We start from the raw sequence: 16,300 nt of genomic DNA, 5'->3' as shown, positions 1-16,300 counted from the left end.
CATTAACGGTGAATGCTAGCGCATTCCAATAGGATTAGTCTAAGATCCCTAATTCATCCCAAATCGCGTCGACACGTGCGACGACCTCTGGATCTTTAGCAATAGGCGTCCCCCACTCACGGTCGGTTTCCCCTTGCCATTTATTGGTAGCATCGAGGCCCATTTTCGAGCCGAGCCCAACCACGGGAGAGGCAAAGTCAAGCGAATCAATAGGGGTATTATCCACCATCACGGTATCGCGCGACGGATCCATACGCGTGGTTATTGCCCAGATCACGTCATTCCAATCACGCGCGTTGACGTCGTCGTCACACACTATCACAAACTTGGTATACATAAACTGGCGCAAGAACGACCACACGCCCATCATCACCCGCTTGGCATGACCAGGGTATTGTTTTTTCATGGTTACCACCGCCATGCGATACGAGCATCCTTCAGGCGGTAGGTAGAAATCGACAATCTCTGGGAACTGCTTTTGCAAAATCGGCACAAACACCTCGTTAAGTGCCACGCCTAAAACGGCAGGTTCATCCGGTGGACGCCCCGTGTAGGTGCTGTGATAAATCGGTTTTTTGCGCATGGTCAGATGCGTCACAGTGAACACATGGTGACGCTCAACCTCATTGTAGTAGCCGGTATGATCGCCATACGGCCCTTCATCCGCGTACTCATTAGGGTCGATATAGCCTTCCATCACAATTTCCGCACTGGCCGGTACATCCAAGTCGTTGCTGATACATTTGGCCACTTCGGTTTTACTGCCCCGTAATAAGCCGGCAAACGCATACTCGGACAAGGTATCCGGCACGGGCGTCACCGCGCCTAGAATGGTGGCAGGGTCAGCACCATAGGCCACGGTCACTGGGAAAGGTTCATTGGGATGGGTTTGCATCCAATCATGCAAATCTAACGCGCCACCGCGATGGGCCAACCAACGCATGATCACTTTGTTTTTGCCAATCTTTTGCTGGCGATAAATACCCAAGTTTTGCCGCTTTTTGTTAGGGCCACGCGTGATTGTCAGTCCCCAGGTAAGCAAGGGTGCCACATCACCCGGCCAACAGCGCATCACCGGAATGGTATCCAGATCGACCTCATCGCCGCTCAGCACCACCTCTTGGCAACGAGGACGGCGTACGGTTTTCGCCGGCATGTTGAGCACTTGGCGAAAAACGGGCAGTTTATCGAGTGCATCACGAAAGCCCTTGGGCGGCTCTGGCTCTTTGAGATAAGCAAGCAATTTGCCGACTTCACGTAGCTCGAGGACGTCGTGACGCCCCATTCCCAAAGCAACACGCTTGGGGGTACCAAACAGGTTCGCCAGCACCGGCATGTCATAGCCCACGGGATTTTCAAACAACAGTGCGGGACCACCAGCTCGTAACGTGCGGTCGCAAATCTCGGTCATTTCAAGATCGGGATCAACCGGCTGGCTAATGCGTTTTAGCTCGCCTTGGGTTTCAAGATAGTCAATAAAATCGCGCAAATCGGAAAGTTTCATATCAGGCTCAAGGGGTTAATGGTCGCCTCTATGATACCAAGTTAAGCGGTATCCGGATCGGTAAAGGCTCGACATTAGCGCGACGGTAACGCAGATGCAATGTGCTGTTGGCCAAGCGGCCCGAGCTGGTCTTGTAATCCGCTCAACCAATCCCCCTTGCCCGCTTCCACCAGCAGTTGTGCCACTTCTTTACCTTGACGCAACGACAGCTGTGTTAGCAAAAAGTCGGCAACGGGTGCAGGTAACGGCGACAAATTGGCCAGTTGTCGAATCGCAGGTCCTCGCAGCGAGGGGTTGTCAGCCGCCGCCATCATTTGCCGCAGTGCAAAGGGGTCAGTTCCCCGCTCACGCAGCGCGTGCAAGGCCGCAAGGCTATACTGATCGGTGCCTCGGCGCCACAATCGCTCATACAGCGCAGAACGCTCAGTGGCTTGTGCCAACGCCGCCAAAATAGCATTGTCGGGCATCCACATTAGGGTCGGATCATTGAGGTACTGATCGGCCAAATACGCTAAGCCATCGGCGTCATAATCGGCAATCATGGTCACCAAGGCGTCACGACGTTGACGATAGTCGGACTGATCGGGGTCAATCCACTCTGCCATCACTAATTGGCGATAGCTCAATAGCATGCCGAGCTCTTGGGTTAATTGCTGCTGACGATAGCGATTTAGCTGCTTGCGGGCCGCGGCGGCATAATGAAATGCTGGCGTGGTCACCCAGTAACCATCTTGTTGATGACGCAATAAGAAGTGCGGCTGCTGCTGACTTAAAGTAGCAAGGTACTCACGCCACTTGTCGTTATCAAGCCGCAGAGGCGAAGAAAGCAGCCGATATAAGGTCGCTTCTCGGGTGAGCGGCGGCAGTTGTCGGATGTGCGACTCAAGCGCGCTGATCTCGCCATTGGCTTGGAGGGTAAAGGCAGTCCGCATGGCATCTATCGTGCTCGCTTTATCTAACACTTGCTCGATAAAAGGCTGAGTCACAATTTGGCCCTCTGTCGCTGGCGCGTTGGCCGACACAGAGAGCGAGAAAAGGCCCACTAGGCCTAGGCCAATCCCTAATAACTTGATGCGAAAACGTCTTGCCATCCGTTGCAATCCTATCTTCGGTGCCACGCGTCCTGCGTCACCTTTCCTTGGTGACAATGATTGTGCGAGCTCAGTATCAACGGGGCAATAAAAAAGCACTGCGAATGCGCAGTGCTTAACATTATTGCGTTATCAGTTACGAGTTTTGCCGACGCATGGCGTCAAAGAACTCATTGTTGGTTTTGGACATCGCCAGTTTACCAATCAAGAACTCCATGCCTTCCAGCTCGCCCATCGGGTGGACGATTTTGCGCAGGATCCACATTTTTTGTAGTTCATCAGGCTTGGTCAGCAACTCTTCACGACGGGTACCAGAGCGGGTGAAATCGATGGCAGGGAAAACACGTTTTTCAGCAATCTTACGCGACAGGTGTAATTCCATATTACCTGTGCCTTTAAACTCTTCGTAAATCACTTCGTCCATCTTCGAGCCTGTGTCCACCAGCGCAGTGGCAATAATGGTCAAGCTGCCACCTTCTTCCACATTACGCGCCGCACCAAAGAAACGCTTAGGACGGTGCAAGGCGTTGGCGTCAACACCACCGGTCAATACTTTGCCTGACGACGGTACAACCGTGTTATAAGCACGCGCCAAACGGGTAATCGAGTCCAGCAAGATCACCACGTCTTTTTTGTGCTCCACCAAGCGCTTGGCTTTTTCGATAACCATTTCAGCCACTTGCACGTGACGGTTCGCTGGCTCGTCAAAGGTTGACGCGACCACTTCACCCTGCACCAAGCGCTGCATCTCGGTCACTTCTTCTGGGCGCTCATCAATCAAGAGCACCATCAGTTCACAATCCGGATGGTTGAACGCGATGCTTTGCGCAATGTTTTGCAGCAGCATGGTTTTACCCGCTTTTGGCGGTGCCACAATCAAGCCACGTTGCCCTTTACCAATCGGCGAGGCTAAGTCGAGTACACGGGCGGTGATGTCTTCGGTGGAGCCATTCCCACGTTCCATCACCATGCGCTCGCTGGCGTGCAATGGGGTCAAGTTTTCAAACAGGATTTTGCTGCGAGCATTGTCTGGCTTGTCACTGTTAACTTGGTTAACTTTTAATAGCGCAAAGTAGCGCTCGCCGTCTTTTGGCGGCCGAATTTTACCCGCGATGGTATCGCCTGTGCGCAGGTTAAAGCGACGAATTTGGCTTGGCGATACATAAATGTCGTCCGGGCCGGCCAAATACGAGCTGTCTGCGCTGCGCAAGAAGCCAAACCCGTCTTGAAGAATTTCCAGTACGCCATTGCCGAAAATATCTTCACCGCTTTTTGCGTGCTGTTTGAGGATCGAGAAAATGATGTCCTGTTTACGCAAGCGAGCCAGGTTTTCAAGTCCCATGCTTTCGCCAAGCGCAACCAGCGTCGAGACGGGTTGAGTCTTCAGTTCGGTAAGATTCATAGTGGTGAGTGTCTTGTTTGTCAAAGTTGAGGTCTGAAATTAGTTAGCGTGTCGAGACCAGTGGTATGTTCGAGAGATGAACAGAAGTACAAATTCCGTGCAATAAGGTAGCACCTAAATGGGGTATCGTCTAGTTAGCAGAAAAACAACCGCCGCTGAGAGGCAGCGACGGTTACTTTAGCATTAGAGGTTGGCGTCAAGAAACTCTTTCAACTGAGTTTTTGACACTGCACCAACCTTGGTTGCTGCTACGTTGCCATCTTTAAAGAGCAGCAACGTTGGGATACCACGGATGCCGAACTTAGGCGGTGTACCTGCGTTCTGGTCAATGTTCAGTTTTCCGATGGTGACTTTACCTGCGTATTCTTCAGCGATTTCGTCCAGGATTGGCGCGATCATTTTGCAAGGTCCACACCATTCTGCCCAAAAATCTACCAATACAGGCCCTGCAGCTTTTAGAACGTCTGCTTCAAAGCTGTCGTCGGTTAGCTGCATAATTTTGTCGCTCATCTTCTACTCCAATACATGTTTTTGTTACTGGCTAAATTGCGACCAGTAAATTATGGGACTATTTGACTGGATTCGCTTCCGTATTGCAAGCCTAAGCTGATATTCTATCCGGATGAAAATGACGCATATCACAGAGCAGAAATTTGCCGAGCTCGGCTTGCACGCCGATGTTCTTAAGAGCTTGGAGGCCAAAGGGTTTACTCAATGTACCCCAATCCAAGCCTTGGCATTGCCGGTCCTGCTCACCGGCCAAGACATTGCAGGACAGGCGCAAACGGGGACAGGCAAAACCCTGGCGTTCCTGGCTGCGACGTTTCATCACCTCCTTACAACCGATGCCCCAGCATCGCGTAAAAAGAATCAACCGCGTGCCATCATATTAGCTCCTACGCGTGAATTAGCGATTCAGATCTATAATGATGCGGAGCCGCTATTAGCCAATACGTCGATCAGCGCAGGACTTGCCTATGGTGGCGAAGGCTACGACAAACAGCAACAAACACTTGAACAGGGTGTCGACATTTTAATCGGAACCTGTGGTCGAATCATCGATTTTTACAAAAAGAAAGTGATTGATTTGCATGGTATTCAAGCCGTCGTGCTTGATGAAGCCGACCGTATGTTTGATCTCGGTTTTATCAAAGATATCCGCTTTTTGTTTAACCGCATGCCCGCCCCCGATCAGCGCTTGAACATGCTGTTTTCGGCGACCTTGTCGTATCGCGTTCAAGAACTGGCCTTCGAGCACATGACGAACCCAGAGCATGTGGTGGTCGAGCCCGAACAAATTACCGGCCATCGCATCAAAGAAGAGTTGTTCCAGCCATCGAACAAGGAAAAAATGCCGCTGCTGCAAACCTTGATCGAAGAAGACTGGCCTGAACGCGCGATCATTTTTGCCAACACTAAGCATCGCTGCGAATCGATTTGGGCGCATCTAGCCGCCGATAACCACCGTGTAGGCTTGCTTACGGGTGACGTGCCGCAAAAAAAACGGGTTAAAATCCTCGAGCAATTCACCAATGGTGAGCTGGATTTGTTGGTGGCGACTGATGTCGCGGCGCGCGGCCTGCATATTCCGCAGGTGACCCATGTGTTTAATTATGATCTCCCAGACGACGCACAAGACTACGTGCATCGCATTGGCCGAACGGGGCGTGCAGGCGCCAGTGGTAGCTCCATCAGCTTTGCATGTGAAGAATACGCCGTCAATCTCCCCGCGATTGAAGAATACATCGAACACAGTATTCCAGTCAGCGAATTTGACCGCAGTGCACTGCTAAAAGATTTGCCGCCGCCGAAGAAAATGGCCAAGCGCCCCAATACGCAGCGTCGCAGCAACAACAAAGGTGGCGGAAATAACCGTAACCGCCAACGTCGCCGTCCGCAAAAGTCGGCATAAGGTTTAACGGCACATAGGTCAGAGCGCATCATGAGTGGTCACGGACATCCCACATCGACCCCGTCGCTGTACGCCGCGATTGATTTAGGCTCCAACAGCTTTCATATGCTGGTGGTGCGCCAAGTGGCAGGCAGCGTGCAAACTCTCGCGAAAATTAAGCGAAAAGTTCGTCTCGCCGCAGGCATGGACGACCAACAACAGCTAAGCGACGAAGCCATGCAGCGTGGCTGGGATTGCTTGGCCTTGTTCGCCGAGCGCCTGCAAGATTTCAACACCGACAATATCCGTGTCGTCGCCACGGCGGCTCTACGTCGCGCAAGCAACGCGGATGCGTTTTTAGCCCGAGCTAACAAACTGCTTGGCCACCCGATTGAAATCATTTCGGGGGAAGAAGAGGCGCGTACCATCTACCAAGGGGTCGCGCATACCTCTGGCGGAGCGGGCAAACGCTTGGTGGTCGACATCGGTGGTGCCAGCACCGAGCTCATCATCGGTGAGCAATTTGAGCCTACCTTACTGCAAAGCCTCAATATGGGCTGTGTCACCTTTTTAGAAGACTATTTTGCCGATCGCGTGCTCAATCAATCGGCGTTTGATACCGCGATTGCCGGCGCCAAAGCCGAGTTAGCCCCGCTGATTGCGCAATATCGTGCGCTCGGTTGGGACTGCTGCGTAGGCGCCAGCGGTACCGTGCAGGCACTGCAAGAGATCATGGTCACCCAAGGCATGGATGAAGTGATTACTCTCGATAAACTGCATCGTTTGCGCGATCAAGCCATCGCCTGTGGGCAAATGGACGCATTGGATATCGAGGGGTTGACGTTAGAACGTGCGCTGGTGTTTCCAAGCGGCTTATCGATACTGATCGCTATTTTCGAGTGCTTAGAGGTGACACGCATGACCCTAGCGGGTGGGGCCCTGCGAGAAGGCTTGGTGTATGAAATGATGACCGCGATGCGCCATAGCGATATTCGTGCCCGCACCATTGCCAGCATCCAGTCGCGCTATCAGCTGGATGAAGCACACGGTATCAATGTCGCCGACACCGCCTTGGAGCTGCTCAATCAATGTCCGGCATCCTGGGTACCTGAGCCGGAAGCACAAAGCTTGCTCCATGCCGCCGCCTGCGTGCATGAAATTGGTTTAAGCATTGGCTTTAAGCAAGATGGTGATCATGCCGCGTATTTGATCACCCATCTCGATCTGCCCGGCTTTACGCGAGCACAGAAACAATTGGTCGCCACCTTGCTCCGCTACTATCGAGAGCAACTGGTGCTCATTGATGGTCAGCACGCGCTGTCTACCACCAGCGCCAATCGTCTGTTGCGCCTGCTGCGAATTGCGGTGATCTTATGCCATCGACGCGACAGTCGCGTCCGACCGATGCTAGCCCTCACTGCCGAGGAGGATGCCCTTACCCTCCACTTGGACACCACATTACTCGAGGCCAGCCCCTTGTTGCGTGCCGAGTTAGAGCAAGAGGCCTTGCGCCAATCAAGCCTTGGGTTGCCCCTAGTGGTGCTCACTGACGAGACTCGCATCTAAAACACCGGCGATGAATAAAAAAGCCCGCACCAGTGATGATGCGGGCTTTTTTTATTGAAGATCTGCGACGCTACGCGGTGGTGATCCCGCTATGACGCAATAAGGCGTCAGGGCTTGGTTCGCGACCTCTAAAGCGCACAAACAAATCTTTCGGTGCCTCACTGCCGCCACGGCTGAGAATATGATTCAGGAAGTCCTCGCCGGTGTCGCGGTTAAAGATCCCTTCTTCTTCAAAGCGCGAGTAAGCATCGCTCGATAGCACTTCTGCCCATTTATAGCTGTAGTAGCCTGCACTGTAGCCACCGGCAAAAATATGGCCAAACGCGTGCGGGAAACGGTTCCACTCAGGCGCGGGGACCACAGATACCTGCTCACGCACCGCACTGAGTGTTTCCATGATCCGCGGGCCGACCTCTGGGTCAAACTCACTGAACAAACGGAAGTCGAATAAACTGAACTCAAGCTGGCGCAACATCGCCATCGCCGAATTAAAGTTCTTCGCGGCGAGCATTTTTTCTAGCATGTCTTCCGGTAAGGCTTCTCCCGTTTGGTAATGCCCCGAGATAAAGCTCAGTGCCTCTTGCTCCCAGCACCAGTTCTCTAAAAACTGGCTTGGCAGCTCAACCGCATCCCAAGGCACACCATTGATCCCTGACACATCCGCTACTTCGACTTGCGTCAACATATGGTGAATGCCATGACCAAATTCGTGGAATAAGGTCACTACTTCGTCATGGGTAAACAGCGCAGGGTCATCGCCCACTGGTGGGTTAAAGTTACAGGTTAAATACGCCACTGGCGTTTGTAGCTCACCGTCTGCTTGACGACGACGAACGCGACACTCATCCATCCATGCGCCGCCACGTTTGTTTTCTCGCGCATACAAGTCAAGGTAGAAGCTACCGCGCAGGGTGCCTTGGCTATCATGAATATCATAAAAGCGCACACTGTCATGCCAGGTGTCAATGCCTTTACGCTCGGTAATCGTCATGCCAAACACACGATGCATCACTTCAAACAAGCCGGAGAGTACACGTGCTTCAGGGAAGTATGGGCGAAGCGCTTCATCAGAGATGGTGTAGCGTGCTTGCTTGAGTTTTTCACTGTAATAAGGGATATCCCAAGGCTCGAGGGCATCAACCCCAAACTCTTCTTTGGCGTAGGCTTTCACTTCCGCGAATTCACGCTCGCCTTGTGGGCGCGCTTTATCGACCAGATCATTCAAAAAGCCCATTACTTGGTCTGGGGTTTCCGCCATTTTCGTGGCGAGGGACAGTTCACTATAGTGATTAAAGCCAAGTAGACGTGCTAACTCATGCTTGAGGCGCAGCGACTCGTTCATCAGCTCAGTATTGTCCCACTGCCCCGCCTGCGGCCCGCGATCAGAGGCGCGCGTGGTAAAGGCTTCGTACATTTCCTGACGCAGCGCTCGGTTATCACAGTACATCATGACGGGCAGATACGAAGGGATATCCAGGGTAAATAAGTAACCTTGTTGCGACTTGCTCTCGGCTTGCGCTTTTGCCGCGTTGCGCGCCGATTCGGGTAACCCCGCTAAGTCACTTTCATCGCTAATCAGCTTGCTCCACCCCATGGTGGCATCGAGCACATTGTTGCTAAACGATGATGACAGCTCCGACAACCGCTTTTGAATCTCACCAAAGCGGTGTTGCTGGTCGGCTGGCAAGGCAATTCCGGACAGTTCAAAGTCTTGCAGCGCATCGTTAATCGCTTTTTGCTGTGCCACATCGAGGGCGGAAAACTCAGCACTGTCTTTCATCGCTTTGTATGCTTGGTATAACCCCTTGTGCTGACCACGCCAGGTGGAGTATTCCGACAGTAACGCCAGGCAGCTTTCATACGCCTCACGCAATGGCTGACTATTGACCACCGCATTCATATGGCTCACCGGTGACCAGATGCGGCCAAGTCGATCTTCCGCCTCTGTGACAGGCACACTGACCGTATCCCAGCTAGGTTGCTCAGCCGCCGCTGCGGCATCTACCGCTTGGCGACAGTCAGCAATCGCGGCTTCCACTGCTGGTTTGACATGCTCTGGCTTAATGGCGGAAAACGGAGGTAAATCCTCAAATTGAAGAAGCGGGTTGGACATAGTGCCTTCCTTTTTGCTGATAAGGCGCTCGCATCGCGAGCCCCGGGCAGATAAGTAACCTTATTTATATGCCGTCTCTCTCTACGCTTTTCAATCCCTCCCCGTTTAGCGGGGTGTATTGCGAGCGTTACAAAATGATTCTGAGACTGCTGCCGCACTGTCGGTTTGGTATGCTATGTCTTTAGGGGTCAGAGATAGTGGCTTTACAAGCGACACCAAACACGACAAGCTGACCTCGATATCAATGCCAGTGGCACCCAGTGCCTATAAGATGGAGAAAGACATGGCGAAGCATTTCGACTACATCTGTATCGGTGGCGGCAGCGGCGGTATTGCCTCAGCCAACCGTGCCGCGATGCACGGTGCTAACGTCGCCCTTATTGAAGCAAAGCACCTTGGTGGCACCTGCGTAAACGTAGGCTGTGTCCCTAAAAAAGTCATGTGGCACGGTGCTCAAGTTGCCGAAGCCCTTAACCTTTACGCATCAGACTATGGCTTTGATGTGGACGTGAAAGGCTTTAATTGGTCGACCTTAGTGGATAACCGTGAAGCCTACATTAGCCGCATTCATAAGGCTTACGACAACGTTCTGGGTAAAAACAATATCGATGTCATTCGTGGTTTTGCCCGCTTTGTCGATAACAACACGGTAGAAGTGGATGGCGAGCACTACACCGCCGATCACTTTCTGATTGCCGTGGGGGGCACACCCACTATTCCGAACATTCCAGGCGCAGAGTTGGGGATTGATTCCGATGGCTTCTTTGCCCTCCCCGAGCAACCTAAACGCGTGGCCGTGGTCGGTGCGGGTTACATTGCGGTCGAAATCGCCGGCGTACTGCATGCCTTGGGCTCTGATACCCACTTATTTGTGCGTAAAGACCGCCCATTACGCACCTTCGACCCCATGGTCACCGACACCTTGGTCGAGGTAATGGAAAAAGAAGGCCCCACTCTTCACACCCAACATGTCCCCGTGTCGGTCACTGAAGAAAGTGATGGTAGCCTGACTCTGGCCTTTGAAAACGGCACCACCCACAACACGGACACCCTGATCTGGGCGATTGGCCGTCACCCGACGACCGATAAAATCAATCTCGGCGCCACCGACGTGCAGACCACGGCCGATGGCTACATCAAGGTTGACCCCTATCAGACCACCAGCGTCCCACACATTCACTGTGTCGGGGATATCATGGATGGCGGGATTGAGCTGACGCCTGTCGCCGTCAAAGCTGGACGTCTACTCTCAGAACGTCTGTTTAACGGCCAAACGCATGCCAAAATGGACTATGATTTGGTTCCCACCGTGGTATTCAGTCACCCACCCATTGGCACCATTGGTTTGAGCGAACCAGAGGCGCGTGCCAAATACGGCGATGACAATATTAAAGTCTATACCTCCAGCTTTGCGGCCATGTACACCGCCGTCACTCAGCACCGTCAACCCTGTAAGATGAAACTGGTTTGCGCGGGCGATGAAGAAAAAGTGGTCGGTCTGCACGGTATTGGCTTTACCGTTGATGAAATGATTCAAGGTTTTGCGGTGGCGATGAAGATGGGCGCCACCAAAGCGGACTTTGATAGTGTGGTCGCGATTCACCCCACCGGGTCAGAAGAGTTTGTTACCATGCGCTAAACCGCGCGAAATGGGCTCACATCAAAACGCCGTGTTCAACACGGCGTTTTTTATTGGTCACTCGCGAGCATGATGAGACAGGCGACTAGTGAGTGAGCTGCGCACAAAATCGTGCTAAGCCTTCTTTAATGTCCGCTAACGCAGCAGCGGCTTGGTCGGCGGCCTCTTGCTTTGCCGCTTGCTCGAGTGTCAATGCTTGCTGATGCAGCTCGAGCGCCGCTAAATTGCCAGCGCTGCCTTTCATTTTGTGCGCTTCGCGCGCCAAGGCGGTGTAGTCGGCGTTAGCAAGCTGCTTTTCCATGCTTGGCAGTTGTTGCTCACTTTCTTCAACAAATATACTGCAAGCCTCATCAAGAAGCGCCGGGCTATCCATTAGCCGGCTTAAGGCTTCTTCTTTATCCCAAACCGATACATCGGCTTTTCCTTGATTGACACTCATGATGGACCCTTTGTACTGATAGACCTATGTGCCACGGGGGCGGATTGATGGCTTTGTCGCCACCTTGTTTCTAATCGTTACTAAGCTTAACTGTCTACGTCTAGCACATTGAGAATGTCGCTAAACTCAGGCTCAATCATGCTCGCTTTTCCCCCAATTCATAACAAAGAAGTGAGTGCAGAACATGATGGATATGTTGCCTTGGCTAATCGTTTCTGGCCTGATTGTCTCAGTGATCACCGGACTACTGACCGTACTGATGGTAAAAGGCCTCGACTAAGCCCTTCAAGGCTCCTTAGTTCGCTATGGAGCCTTTATTTTTCCTTCCTTTTTTTGCCTTTCTTTTTTTCTTTGTTCGCTTTTTTGCCCTTTTTGTCTTTCTTGTCCGCTTTATTCTTGGCTTTTTGCGCTTTTTTATCCCCGTCACTGGCAAGAGGCACAGGACGACAGAGATAACCTTTTTCACTGGCGACTCGCGCACACTTACTGCAAGCCGCTCGCGGTGGCGTGGTAATCGATGCGAGCGCACTTAAGTTGGCCTCAACCTCACCCCGTCGCCATTTGCACAAAGACTTAGCCATTTACGCCTCCGCACTTAACGCTGCGTTGATATACATGTCAAAGCGGTTCTTCTTGGTGGTAATACTAGAGTGTGGTGGCGTTGCCGCCAAGGGCTCAGCATAATCTGGACGCTTAACCACTACGCGGCTACGCGCGAGCTGGCACGCAGGCGCTAACAAGGCATCGGCGTCCGTGTCAGCGCCCACCAAAGCTTGGAACACACGCATTTCTTTTTTCACTAAGGCTGCTTTTTTCTTGTGGGGGTACATAGGATCTAAATAGACCACATCAGGTCGTTGTAGCCCAGGGGTCTGCGCCATATCGGTAAGTGCTTGCTCACTACTGGCATGCAGCAGTGTCATGCGCGATTGCATCCATGTACCAATCTCACTGTCTTGATAGGCGCGCTGTAGCCCATCGTCGAGCAATGCGGCGACCACTGGATGCCGCTCAATCATTTGCACCTGACAACCTAAGGATGCTAATACGAACGCATCACGACCCAAGCCAGCCGTGGCATCCAACACCCGTGGCGTGACGCCTTTGTTGAGCCCCACCGCCTTCGCGATTGCCTGCCCTTTGCCGCCACCGAACTTACGCCGATGGCCGACCGCACCGCCAACAAAGTCGACATACACAGCGCCTAACTTAGGCTCATCCTGTTTGCGCAGCTCAAGGCGTGTCGTGGTCATGATCAACGCAAATGACGAATCAGGTGTGTGTGTAAGTGACCACTTGCTTTTTAGTCCCTCAAATTGCTCGGATTTGTCAGGGGCGTCGCAAATCAAACTGAGTTGCACATTGGCTCTCCGCGGCTGGTTATGCGCCGAGTATATCAGAGATGGATTTTTTCCTTTATCGTCTCTCGACGCGTCGACCAATTTTTTACCTGCTCGCCTAAGGGCGCGGGTACGCTAAAATGATAGCCTTGGGCATAATCCACATCCAGCGCGCGTAGTTTGTTGAGAATATGGGCGTTCTCGACAAACTCCGCCACGGTTTGTTTCCCCATTTGTTTAGCCAACTCATTGATTGCTTTCACCATCGCATAATCGGTGTCATCGGTGGCGATATCGCGGATAAATTGCCCATCGATTTTAATGATGTCGACGGGCAAGCGCTTCAAATAACCAAACGACGAAATGCCCGCGCCAAAGTCGTCCAAGGCAATCACACACCCCAAGGCTTTTAGCTGCGAGAAAAGCTCGATAGCACTGCTCATGTTGGTAATCGCCGCGGTTTCAGTGATCTCCAGACAGATGCACTCGCTAGGCACTTGGGTTTGCTTAATCGCGGCGATCAAGAAGGTGACAAAATCTTTTTGGGTGATTGACCGTCCCGACAGGTTAATCGAGATTTTACCCAGCTTGGCAATCTGATCCGGGTGAGCATCAAACCACGCCAGCGTTTTGGTCACCACCACAGTGTCGAGTTGGTGTGCCATATTGTAGCGCTCGGCTGCTGGGATAAACATGCTGGGCGGCAACCAACCGCCTTGGGTATCGCGCATCCGCACCAACGCCTCGATGTAGAGCGTATCTTGTCTACCCGGTCGGATATCGACGATCTGCTGTGCATAGATATCAAAGCGGTCGTGAGCAATGGCATCATGGATGTGGCTGACATACGCCATTTCTTGCTCACGGCGTTGCAGCTCCTCATCATCCGGGTGATAAAGGTGTAAACGGTTACGCCCTTCGTCTTTGGCGGCATAGCAGGCGGTATCCGCTTGCGCGTGTACCTGCTGCGGCGAGCCGGCGGTACGATCCAGAAGACGAATCCCCAACGAACACGCCAAGCGCATGCGACTGCCGTGCCAGAAAAACTCACTGTCCGCCAAGGTTGCCAGGAGTTGGTGCCCCCAACTCAACGCGCTCTCGGCCGAGTGATGATAGGCAATCACACCAAATTCATCCCCCCCGAGTCGCGACAAGACCGCACCTGCCGGCAGATGTTGCTGGATGATCTGGGCAACTTGTTTAAGTGCCTCGTCCCCCGCTTCATGTCCGGCGGTGTCATTAATCAGCTTAAACTGGTCCATATCGATGTAGTACATCGCGTGACACTGATCTTCTTCTCGCGCTTGTAACAGCGCGGCGGCGAGCTTTTGTTCAAAATAACTACGATTATACAGCCCCGTTAAATAGTCGTGATGGGCTTGATAAGTCAGCTGGTTTTCCATTTCTCGATGCGCGGTGATGTCTTCGCCCACCACCAGCAGCTGCGTCTGATTATGCATCGCGCGCACGGTTTCCCGAACCCACAAGGTATGACCATTGCCGGCACGATACGGGATCTCACGCCGCCACACCTGCTCTTGATTGTTGTGATCCCGTTTAATCATTCGATGGGGAGGCACTTGATGATCCGCATATAAGGAGGTGATCTTGTGCCCTAATAACGCGGCTTTATCATAACCAAACAAATCAGCGGCATACTGATTGAGCGATTGAATACGTGCTTGGTAATCAATAGTTAATAGAATGACAGGCTGCTGTTCATACAACATGCGGTATTCAATTTCGCTGCGCTGTAGCTTCTCTTCGGTTTGTTTGCGCTGGGTAATATCACGGGCCTCTAACAGCACGCGCCGTTGACCGTTTTCGCTGGGAAACCCTTTGACCGCCACGTCCAAAATCACCTCACGATGCGCTTCACTGAGGCAAAGCTCAAACCGGCGAGGCTGGGAGAAATCTGTAAGCTTGAGGTGCTCCTCGAGGCGGGCGGGATTGCGCCAAATCGGCCAAAACCACAAAGGTCGTCCACGATACGGGTGACTCACGCTGATTAATTGATTAAAGCTGGCATTGCCTGACACCAAGATCCCGTTCTCATCCAACAGCGCAATAAACTGGTTACTTTGATCAAAAATACCTTTAAGCATTGCTCGGTGACGCTTTAACGCTGACTCACTGCGACGTAACTGGCGAATATTGGCACCGAGCATGGCTATCACGCTTCCCAATACCAACACCGCCAATGCCACGGCTTGAAACGCAACTTGGTGCTTTTGCCAAAGCGGCTGAGGCTTGTTAATCACCTCAGCGTCTTCGATGGCGCTCACATCCACACCCCAATCTTTCAGTGCGGGGTAATCGAATAACGTCAGGTTAGTACTGTCTCTTTCAGGGGGGAGGTTGCCCGCCAGTACATCCAACAGCAGCTGACCTTGGTGCTGACCTTGAGTTTTACCATCGATCACAATGCCACCGATCACGCCCTGACCCAGCATAAAGCTCATCGCACCATAAATCGGTACAGGCGAATCTTGGGTAAGAGTATGAATACCACTGAGTCTATCGAGAAAGGTGCCGTTCGCATCGCGAAAATAGGACAAGTAATACACCGCCTCGCCCGGCTGCATCGCTTGAATACGGTCACGTAAACCTTGGAATGGCAGGTTGGACAGCCTCACAATCTCGAGGCCTGACTGACCCGCCTTTCTCAGTTGCGCCTTCACCACATTCCAATACTGACGACTGGAGAACGTCTCATCGAGCAGTACATACATCCGCTTTAAATCTGGATGCAAGCGCTTCATTAGCGCCAAGTTGCGCGGTAGGTCTATTTCTTCTTTCACCCCCGTGACCTTGGGCAGTAAGGGGTAATGTTGACGACCAAAGTTATTGAGCCCCGCATAGACGACCGGTGTATCGCCCACGTACTCATGCAATTCATGGATCAGCCATAATGCGGCATTATCCGTGGTCAGAATGGCATCAAAATCATGGTTGCTCAGTTTATGGATATAAACATCTTTGAGCTGTTCGCGATAGGCATCCGATTGGTAGCGTTTACTTTCTAGGTAGGAATGCTGGAAAGCGATCTCTTCGCCTTGCGTGGCCGTTTCCAACCCTTCAACCAACGCCTGGTTCCAAAAAAAACCAGGATGATAGGAGTGCACCACCAGCACATCTTTTTGTGCGGCATTGACGCTACTGGCGATGAGCAGTAGTAAGCCACCGAAAACGTATTTGATCCCCACATCCCCTTCCTGTTGGTTTGTTGGTATCTTGCTAAACAACGCGATACCCTACATTAGGCGTTAACGAAGTGGCTAAGCAACCGCGTTAACGAAAAATCTGGCCATGCTA

At 52.3% G+C, this 16,300-nt stretch carries 11 protein-coding genes and 1 pseudogene; 3 read left to right on the top strand and 9 right to left on the bottom strand.

Annotation, left to right across the window (positions count from 1 at the left end; genetic code table 11):
* Positions 1–64 precede the first annotated feature (64 nt).
* The 4 genes and pseudogenes from ubiD to trxA all read right to left on the bottom strand — a co-directional run.
* Positions 65–1,504, bottom strand: a pseudogene (gene ubiD / locus BZG72_RS06100) (4-hydroxy-3-polyprenylbenzoate decarboxylase); the annotation flags it as partial.
* A 74-nt stretch (positions 1,505–1,578) separates the two neighbouring features.
* The gene (locus BZG72_RS06095; RefSeq protein WP_077666362.1) at positions 1,579–2,595 is read right to left on the bottom strand and encodes a hypothetical protein; all 1,017 of its coding nucleotides are present in this window, start codon (positions 2,593–2,595) and stop codon (positions 1,579–1,581) included.
* Between the two features lie 136 nt (positions 2,596–2,731).
* Complete coding sequence (rho, locus tag BZG72_RS06090; protein WP_077578169.1) at positions 2,732–3,997, bottom strand: transcription termination factor Rho; 1,266 nt, start codon at positions 3,995–3,997, stop codon at positions 2,732–2,734.
* Positions 3,998–4,180: 183 nt separating this feature from the next.
* Positions 4,181–4,507, bottom strand: a complete 327-nt coding sequence (trxA, locus tag BZG72_RS06085) for a thioredoxin TrxA (protein WP_046074579.1) — start codon at positions 4,505–4,507, stop codon at positions 4,181–4,183.
* Positions 4,508–4,619: 112 nt separating this feature from the next.
* On the opposite strand from trxA, the gene rhlB reads away from it, so the two are divergent.
* Positions 4,620–5,909, top strand: coding sequence for an ATP-dependent RNA helicase RhlB (rhlB, locus tag BZG72_RS06080; protein WP_077578168.1), 1,290 nt, complete (start codon positions 4,620–4,622; stop codon positions 5,907–5,909).
* A gap of 30 nt (positions 5,910–5,939) precedes the next feature.
* The gene (gene gppA / locus BZG72_RS06075; RefSeq protein WP_077578167.1) at positions 5,940–7,454 is read left to right on the top strand and encodes a guanosine-5'-triphosphate,3'-diphosphate diphosphatase; all 1,515 of its coding nucleotides are present in this window, start codon (positions 5,940–5,942) and stop codon (positions 7,452–7,454) included.
* Positions 7,455–7,524: 70 nt separating this feature from the next.
* Here the strand turns inward: gppA and prlC are convergent, their stop codons facing one another.
* On the bottom strand, positions 7,525–9,567 hold the full coding sequence (gene prlC, locus BZG72_RS06070) for an oligopeptidase A (protein ID WP_077666361.1): 2,043 nt from the start codon (positions 9,565–9,567) through the stop codon (positions 7,525–7,527).
* 283 nt (positions 9,568–9,850) lie between these two features.
* Between prlC and gorA the strand changes: the two genes are divergently transcribed.
* The gene (gene gorA, locus BZG72_RS06065; RefSeq protein WP_046074583.1) at positions 9,851–11,206 is read left to right on the top strand and encodes a glutathione-disulfide reductase; all 1,356 of its coding nucleotides are present in this window, start codon (positions 9,851–9,853) and stop codon (positions 11,204–11,206) included.
* An 85-nt stretch (positions 11,207–11,291) separates the two neighbouring features.
* On the opposite strand, the gene BZG72_RS06060 is transcribed toward gorA, so the two are convergent.
* From BZG72_RS06060 to BZG72_RS06045, 4 genes are all read right to left on the bottom strand, one after another.
* A complete protein-coding gene (locus BZG72_RS06060; RefSeq protein ID WP_052708052.1) occupies positions 11,292–11,645 on the bottom strand; it encodes an Hpt domain-containing protein in 354 nt (117 codons plus the stop codon).
* 314 nt (positions 11,646–11,959) lie between these two features.
* Positions 11,960–12,226 (bottom strand): hypothetical protein, encoded by a 267-nt coding sequence (locus tag BZG72_RS06055; protein ID WP_077606784.1) that lies wholly within the window; start codon positions 12,224–12,226, stop codon positions 11,960–11,962.
* Positions 12,227–13,006: a class I SAM-dependent methyltransferase gene (locus BZG72_RS06050; RefSeq protein ID WP_077606785.1), complete on the bottom strand. Its 780-nt coding sequence runs from the start codon at positions 13,004–13,006 to the stop codon at positions 12,227–12,229.
* 35 nt (positions 13,007–13,041) lie between these two features.
* Complete coding sequence (locus BZG72_RS06045) at positions 13,042–16,230, bottom strand: ABC transporter substrate binding protein (protein ID WP_241832527.1); 3,189 nt, start codon at positions 16,228–16,230, stop codon at positions 13,042–13,044.
* Positions 16,231–16,300: the final 70 nt, after the last annotated feature.

Origin of the sequence: Salinivibrio sp. PR6 (assembly GCF_001995955.1) — a bacterium.
GTDB classification, from domain to species: domain Bacteria; phylum Pseudomonadota; class Gammaproteobacteria; order Enterobacterales; family Vibrionaceae; genus Salinivibrio; species Salinivibrio siamensis.
Note: the sequence above shows the minus strand (reverse complement) of the source record. Positions and strands in the feature narration are given on the sequence as shown.

Excerpts from the sequence above, each read along its gene's own strand:
- BZG72_RS06095 (WP_077666362.1), bottom strand. The coding sequence starts at position 2,595 with ATGGCAAGACGTTTTCGCATCAAGTTATTAGGGATTGGCCTAGGCCTA.
- rho (WP_077578169.1), bottom strand. The coding sequence starts at position 3,997 with ATGAATCTTACCGAACTGAAGACTCAACCCGTCTCGACGCTGGTTGCG.
- trxA (WP_046074579.1), bottom strand. The coding sequence starts at position 4,507 with ATGAGCGACAAAATTATGCAGCTAACCGACGACAGCTTTGAAGCAGAC.
- rhlB (WP_077578168.1), top strand. The coding sequence starts at position 4,620 with ATGAAAATGACGCATATCACAGAGCAGAAATTTGCCGAGCTCGGCTTG.
- gppA (WP_077578167.1), top strand. The coding sequence starts at position 5,940 with ATGAGTGGTCACGGACATCCCACATCGACCCCGTCGCTGTACGCCGCG.
- prlC (WP_077666361.1), bottom strand. The coding sequence starts at position 9,567 with ATGTCCAACCCGCTTCTTCAATTTGAGGATTTACCTCCGTTTTCCGCC.
- gorA (WP_046074583.1), top strand. The coding sequence starts at position 9,851 with ATGGCGAAGCATTTCGACTACATCTGTATCGGTGGCGGCAGCGGCGGT.
- BZG72_RS06060 (WP_052708052.1), bottom strand. The coding sequence starts at position 11,645 with ATGAGTGTCAATCAAGGAAAAGCCGATGTATCGGTTTGGGATAAAGAA.
- BZG72_RS06055 (WP_077606784.1), bottom strand. The coding sequence starts at position 12,226 with ATGGCTAAGTCTTTGTGCAAATGGCGACGGGGTGAGGTTGAGGCCAAC.